Annotated in this window: 6 protein-coding genes; all 6 read right to left on the reverse strand. The window is 40.1% G+C overall.

Going from position 1 to position 6,114, the window contains the following annotated elements; genetic code table 11:
* Nucleotides 1-45: 45 nt before the first annotated feature.
* The gene (locus tag A0J48_RS25560) at nucleotides 46-1,647 is read right to left on the reverse strand and encodes a serine/threonine-protein kinase (protein WP_200327381.1); all 1,602 of its coding nucleotides are present in this window, start codon (nucleotides 1,645-1,647) and stop codon (nucleotides 46-48) included.
* Nucleotides 1,648-1,667: 20 nt separating this feature from the next.
* The gene (locus tag A0J48_RS25565) at nucleotides 1,668-1,868 is read right to left on the reverse strand and encodes a hypothetical protein (protein ID WP_200327382.1); all 201 of its coding nucleotides are present in this window, start codon (nucleotides 1,866-1,868) and stop codon (nucleotides 1,668-1,670) included.
* A gap of 530 nt (nucleotides 1,869-2,398) precedes the next feature.
* Nucleotides 2,399-2,854: a hypothetical protein gene (locus A0J48_RS25570; RefSeq protein WP_200327383.1), complete on the reverse strand. Its 456-nt coding sequence runs from the start codon at nucleotides 2,852-2,854 to the stop codon at nucleotides 2,399-2,401.
* 111 nt (nucleotides 2,855-2,965) lie between these two features.
* Nucleotides 2,966-4,135 (reverse strand): anhydro-N-acetylmuramic acid kinase, encoded by a 1,170-nt coding sequence (locus A0J48_RS25575; RefSeq protein ID WP_200327384.1) that lies wholly within the window; start codon nucleotides 4,133-4,135, stop codon nucleotides 2,966-2,968.
* Between the two features lie 76 nt (nucleotides 4,136-4,211).
* The gene (locus A0J48_RS25580) at nucleotides 4,212-5,306 is read right to left on the reverse strand and encodes a sensor protein KdpD (RefSeq protein ID WP_200327385.1); all 1,095 of its coding nucleotides are present in this window, start codon (nucleotides 5,304-5,306) and stop codon (nucleotides 4,212-4,214) included.
* Nucleotides 5,307-5,394: 88 nt separating this feature from the next.
* Nucleotides 5,395-5,994, reverse strand: a complete 600-nt coding sequence (kdpC, locus tag A0J48_RS25585; RefSeq protein ID WP_200327386.1) for a K(+)-transporting ATPase subunit C — start codon at nucleotides 5,992-5,994, stop codon at nucleotides 5,395-5,397.
* Nucleotides 5,995-6,114 lie beyond the last annotated feature (120 nt).

Below are 6,114 nucleotides of genomic sequence, written 5' to 3' on the forward strand. Positions count from 1 at the left end.
CTGCCACCCCTGCCTCTTCTTCCTCCACACTCCACACCATACAACCTAACCCGACAAATCAAAGGGTGAATCGGTATCAATTGCTTCCAGTTTGGCTAATATTTGTAGTTTAATCTTTTCATATTCCTGTTTAAGCAAATTTTTACTAATTTGGGCATCCATAGATGATGTTGTTGTTTTGCTAACTTGCAACCACTCTTGCAGTCGTTGACATTGGCTGGGACGAATGCCAGAAAGCAGAACATGACTGCACTTACTGGGTGTCTCTCGTGCAAAGAACAACAAGCGGTAATAACCTGTATGTTGCAGTAAGCGAATAATCTCTTCACCAAAATTAGTTTTCAGATCCAGGTAGTAAGGTAGCCATTTAGCTCCATGTTGGCGGTTGTAGATAACTGTAATCCACAACACCATTGGATGGGGAACAGAAATAAACAGAAATTGATTGTAGCGACTACAAGCTAAACGTTTTTGGATTTCTTCTTGAGGTAACATTATCCACAAAGCGGGTAAAACTTCTCCATTATGATAAACAGGTTGGGGAAAAACGATATCCGCAATCGGTTTATTTGCTGGCCAAGAAGTGAGACGAGTAATATCATCATTAATGGCTGTTAATTTCGGTTGACTTTGAGTTTTTTGAAGTTTTTGTGATCCCCTTAATTCAGGTTTGGCCTTGTGTTCAGATTGAGTTTTAGTAGGAGGTTTTAATCTTTGATTGGTTGCAGGAATATTTTGACTATTATTTTGATTAAACTTATTCTGCTGTTCTGCTGCTACTAAGATATTGAGAATTTCGTGAATAGTTTGGGGGCGGTCGCTTGGTTGTTTTTCCAAACACTTCATCACCAAATCTTCTACTGGCTTGGGAATCTTTATAGTTGGATTAGCTTCAGCAAAAGACATTGGTTTTTGAAATTTATGTGTTTGATACCATGCTCCAAAAGAATGGGTGGCTGGGAAGAGGGGCATCTTGGTGGTAAGCATTTCAAACATCATCACGCCCAAACTATAAATATCAGAGCGTTTGTCTAGTTCTTTACCCTCAATTTGTTCAGGAGAAGAATAAGCCAGAGTACCTAAATAGAATTTTGTCTGCTCGCCATTTGACATGATTAACTTGGCAATCCCAAAGTCTAAAACCTTGACTAATTCCCCAAAACTGTCATCTTGAATCACCAGCATATTGCTAGGTTTAATATCACGATGAATAATTGGGTAGATAGCTCCATCTACGGGGATGCCATTGTGAGCGCACTGTAAGCCTAAACAGATTTGCCTGGCCATGCTCAGGAATCTGGATAAAGAAAGATTTTGGTTACGGATAACAGTGCTTAAACTTTGTCCTTGTAAGTATTCCATCACATAGTATGGAGTATTATGTTCATCTACCCCATAGTCCATCACACGGACAATATGAATACTTTTTTGACCTAGTAATGCACAGGTTTTGGCTTCTCGCTCAAAACGTTCTTGCAGACGCATTTTTTCGTTTTGGATAGATAAGGCCAGAAATTTGACTGCAACTGGTACACCTCCCAACAAAATATCCTTAGCACGATAAACCCTTCCCATCGCCCCAGTGCCAATTAATTCTTGAAGTTGGTAGCGGTTGCCAAGTAAGCGACCAATGTTGGGGTCTGACATAGAACATTCGACTCCAATCTTCAACAATAATGAATGAAATGCGCCGTTGATAAAGGTTGAATTTGTTTGATTTTGAGGCTTGAGTCAAAAAACAGCAACGAATTATTGGGGTTGTTGAGAATATTTACGTTCATAAACTGGGATTTTGTTAAAAATTGTGTATTATATATGACAACTGCCAAGGTAGTTAAAATATCAATTTTATCTGTTGCAAAAGCCATAAGTAGGTGGGCGTGAATATTTACCTTGAGGATGAGGCAGGAGGCAGGAGGAAGCTATGCTGGAGGAAAGAGTATTTGAAGCTTGTTAATTGTTCTTTACATAGTTCGGTTTTTCCGTACCTACCTACTTAGGTATTGACAAAACTTAAAGCAGTTGTCAGTAACAAGTAGTCGTGCAAAATAAATTTTCTAGTTAGGAGAGGGAATAGGTAATAGGTAATAGGGAATAGGTAAGGAATACAGACATTTTTGTTTTCCATCAATATGTACAATTAATTTTGCTTGGGTACTTAAAACCTGTCAGCTTGCTATGACTATGAGTTACATATACAGAAATTAAGTTTTTAATACCTGATACAGCAGCTTTCAACAGTCAGCGGTCAGCAGTCAGCAGTAAAACCCTTTTGGTGCAAGGCTTTGTCATAAAAATTTGTACCTTATTGATCTGCAATATGCTGTATATGAGTTTCTGTGTTGCTTGTGAGCTAATTCTAGATGATTAACAATAAACATGATTCGCTGTTTTAGCATTAAGTTCCTGGCGTTAATTGGCGCTCTAGACTGGCTTCCATTGTACTGGTTAAAAAATGGCCTGCTAGAATACCGCTGGTGAGGTAGTAATTATCTTCAGAAACCTGATGCAAGGTTTCAAAACCGCTCCGACGTTCTCGATCGCCTAGTACCCAGTAACGCTGTACTATAGTATCTGGACAAATCCAGCCTTCACCTTCAATTTGCCCTAAGATATTATGTTGCAGTAAAAAAGTATACTGGCGATCACCATCATGAAGTCGGCCTTTATATTGGCAAGATATTTCCGAGCGATCGCTGCCAGGAAATACTAACTTGGTTGCCATAGAAAACCAGTCATCACGATCCCAAACTACTAACGTCATACCTTTAAAGCTGATCGGCTTACTATTCCGTTCCAGCCAACTTCCTTGCATGATCCATCGCCCTGGTTCTAACAAAAAACTGTGAGCCACCTTGTCAATTCCTTTGAGTTGTTAAACACAGCAATAATTATTAGGAGTTCGGTAGATGCGGGGTTTTCCCGCGCGTTCAGCATTTCACAAGTAAGAAAAAATTCTCACCTGTCACCTATGACTCATCACCTGATGCACTTCTCCCAAAAGCACTTCTTGACTTGCTCCAGTTGCAGTAGGGAGATTACCGGGAATCCCTAACTGTCGCCAGTAGGCCAAGACTGCAAAGGCGATCGCTTCTTTAAACTTCGCACTCACACCAACTTCATCTGTAGTCACAACTGGCACTGATGCCAATAAAGATTCTAACCGATGTTTTAAGTAAAGATTCTGACTACCACCCCCACATAATAATACCCGTTCTGGCATTTTTGGTAAATAACTCCGATAGCTGTGAACAATAGAAGCGACTGTGAGTTCTGTAATTGTTGCCAGCACATCAGCTTGGCTAAGTTGGTAGCTTTGAGCATCTTGTAAACAATCATGTAAATAATTGACACCAAACAACTCACGCCCAGTAGATTTAGGTGGTGGTAAATGAAAGTAATCTTGACTTAGCCATTGTTCTACTAAGGGATAACAAGGAGTACCACTTGCAGCCCAACTACCATTTTCATCGTAGGTTTTAGCCCCATTACTAAAATGCTGTACGGCTAAATCCAACAGACTATTGCCAGGGCCTGTATCCCAGCCGCGAATTTGGGAAAGCCAGTCATTATGTCGAGCTGGTAAATAAGCCACATTACCAATTCCACCAATATTTTGCACACATCTGCTTTCCTGGGGATGACTGAGCAAAAAAGCATCCACCCTGGGAACTAAAGGCGCTCCCTGCCCACCAGCCGCAATATCCGCTACACGAAAATTACTGACAGTAGCAATACCAGTCAAGTGAGCAATCACAGATCCCCGACCTAGTTGTAAGGTATAGCCGAGAGATTGCTGATTTTCCCCATCTCTTTGTGGTGGTCGATGAAAAACAGTTTGACCGTGAGAACCAATTAAAGTAGCTGGTGGATGACCAATTTGGATATTTTGGGCGGCTTGGGCAAAAACAGTGGCGATCGCATCATCTAATTCTGCTAATTCTGCCATTGAGATTGCCTCTCCAGCACAAATTCCTAAAATGCGCTCTCGCAATTTTGCCGGATAGGGATAAGTTTCTCCTGCTAATAATTCAACTTTTATATCTAAATCTTTACCGATAATTTCCACTAAGGCAGCATCTATCCCATCTACAGATGTGCCACTCATTAAACCTATAACGCGGGTCGGGTGCATCTACAAATATTTTAATATGATTGTAAAAGTAGTTTAACTCAAATGTTACGTTGATCTAAACCAAAAGTTGCCACTATTAATTCTTAGACACTGATGTTTTTTCGGTGGCAATAATATGCAAATCAATATTTTTTAGCAATTTCATCAATTGTTGAGTCAGAGAACCTTTGAAAACAAGCTGCCAACGAGAACGTTGACTTTCCCCAATCACTATCTGAGTAATATGGTATTGTTTTGCAATTTCCGCGATTGCCCCAGAGATATTACTGCTGTTTACCCGAATAAATGTCCCAGCAAATTCTTGACATAACTTTTCACAAGTATGAATGTGCAAGCTTTCCTCTTTAGTCAGAAATTGATCAGGACTAGCGACAAACAAAACATACAAAGGGGCATTCATGTAACCAGCCAATCTAGCACCCCGACGTAAAAGTTGCATCGAATTAGGATAAGTAGAGATACACACCAAAACCCGTTCTTGAATACTACAAAATTGACCTTTAGGTGTAGCAGCGATCGCATCTTCTTCCACATTATCTGCCACCTCCCGCAAAGCCAACTCCCGCAAAGCAATTAAGTTACGCCGTTGAAAGAAGTTATCTAAAGCCTTTTGGATATTTTGGGGGGCATAAATTTTCCCTTCCAGTAATCTTTCTTGCAGAGTTTCCGGTGTGATATCTACTAATACCACCTCATCAGCAGCTTCTAGAATGCGGTCAGGAATTCGCTCACGGACAACTATACCTGTAATTCTGGCTACTAAATCATTCAGACTTTCTAGATGTTGAACATTCATGGTGGAGTAAACATCAATACCCGCATCCAAAATGATTTCTACATCTTCATAGCGTTTTTCCCGTGGACAACCAGGAACATTGGTATGGGCCAGTTCATCAATTAAAGCCAATTGGGGCGATCGTTCAATTACCGCTTCTGTATTCATTTCCGGTAACATCACATCCCCGTGAGTCCATAACTGTGGTGCTATAACCTCCAAACCTTCAGCTTTGTCAGCCGTTTCCTTCCGTCCGTGAGTTTCTAACAACCCAATAACAACATCAATTCCTTCCTGTTTGAGTGCGTGTCCTTCTTCCAACATTCTGTAAGTCTTACCCACCCCAGGAGCCATACCAATAAATATTTTGTGTTTTCCCCTACGTTGGAAATACATAAGTAGTTGAGTGTGAATATTGATCTTTGGGATTAGGCAAGAGGCAAAAGGCAAAAGGCAAAAGTGATTAATTAAGAATTACAAATTATTAATTTTGTTGCCGGTTCAACTCTTGCAAATCGAGCGCATAATTTAATCGTAAAACATTCACACCTGGTTCACCAAAAACCCCTAAAAATCTGCCATCAGTATATTTATTAATTAGAGGAATTATTTCATCTTCTTTGATTCCTCTTGCCTGGGCGACCCGTGTTAACTGTTGTCGTGTAGATTTTAAAGATATATGGGGATCTAAACCAGAGCCAGAAGAGTAAATTAAATCAGCCGATACTTGAATTCTAGCATCCTGAAATTCACTTGTTTCTTCAATAATTTTATTAGTTAGTTCTGGATTACTAGCAGCCAAATTACTAGCGCCGGAGATACCTGTTGGTCTGGCTTTTCTACCTTGGCTATATCTCACCGCACTGGGACGAACATGAAAATATTTATCTGATGTAAAAACCTGACCAATCAAAGATGAACCAATGGGTTGATCATTGATATTAAAAACAATGCTGCCATTGGCTGAAGATGGGAAAGCAAACTGACCAAATCCTAGAATAGCCAGAGGATAGATAATTGCTGTCAACAACCAAAGTAATAAAGTCATCCGTATTGCTCGGATAGCTTCTCGAATCAACATCATAAATTTTGGATTTTAGATTTTAGATTTTAGATTTTAGATTTTGGTGATTAGTCATTCGTTATTCTCCCATCCTCCCATGCCCCTTGCCCCCCTGCCTCTTATTTCCCCACACCCTACACC

It is taken from the genome of Sphaerospermopsis aphanizomenoides BCCUSP55 (assembly GCF_001586785.1).
GTDB lineage: Bacteria > Cyanobacteriota > Cyanobacteriia > Cyanobacteriales > Nostocaceae > Sphaerospermopsis_A > Sphaerospermopsis_A aphanizomenoides_A.

Excerpts from the sequence above, each read along its gene's own strand:
- A0J48_RS25560 (WP_200327381.1), bottom strand. The coding sequence starts at position 1,647 with ATGTCAGACCCCAACATTGGTCGCTTACTTGGCAACCGCTACCAACTT.
- A0J48_RS25565 (WP_200327382.1), bottom strand. The coding sequence starts at position 1,868 with ATGGCTTTTGCAACAGATAAAATTGATATTTTAACTACCTTGGCAGTT.
- A0J48_RS25575 (WP_200327384.1), bottom strand. The coding sequence starts at position 4,135 with ATGCACCCGACCCGCGTTATAGGTTTAATGAGTGGCACATCTGTAGAT.
- A0J48_RS25580 (WP_200327385.1), bottom strand. The coding sequence starts at position 5,306 with ATGTATTTCCAACGTAGGGGAAAACACAAAATATTTATTGGTATGGCT.
- kdpC (WP_200327386.1), bottom strand. The coding sequence starts at position 5,994 with ATGATGTTGATTCGAGAAGCTATCCGAGCAATACGGATGACTTTATTA.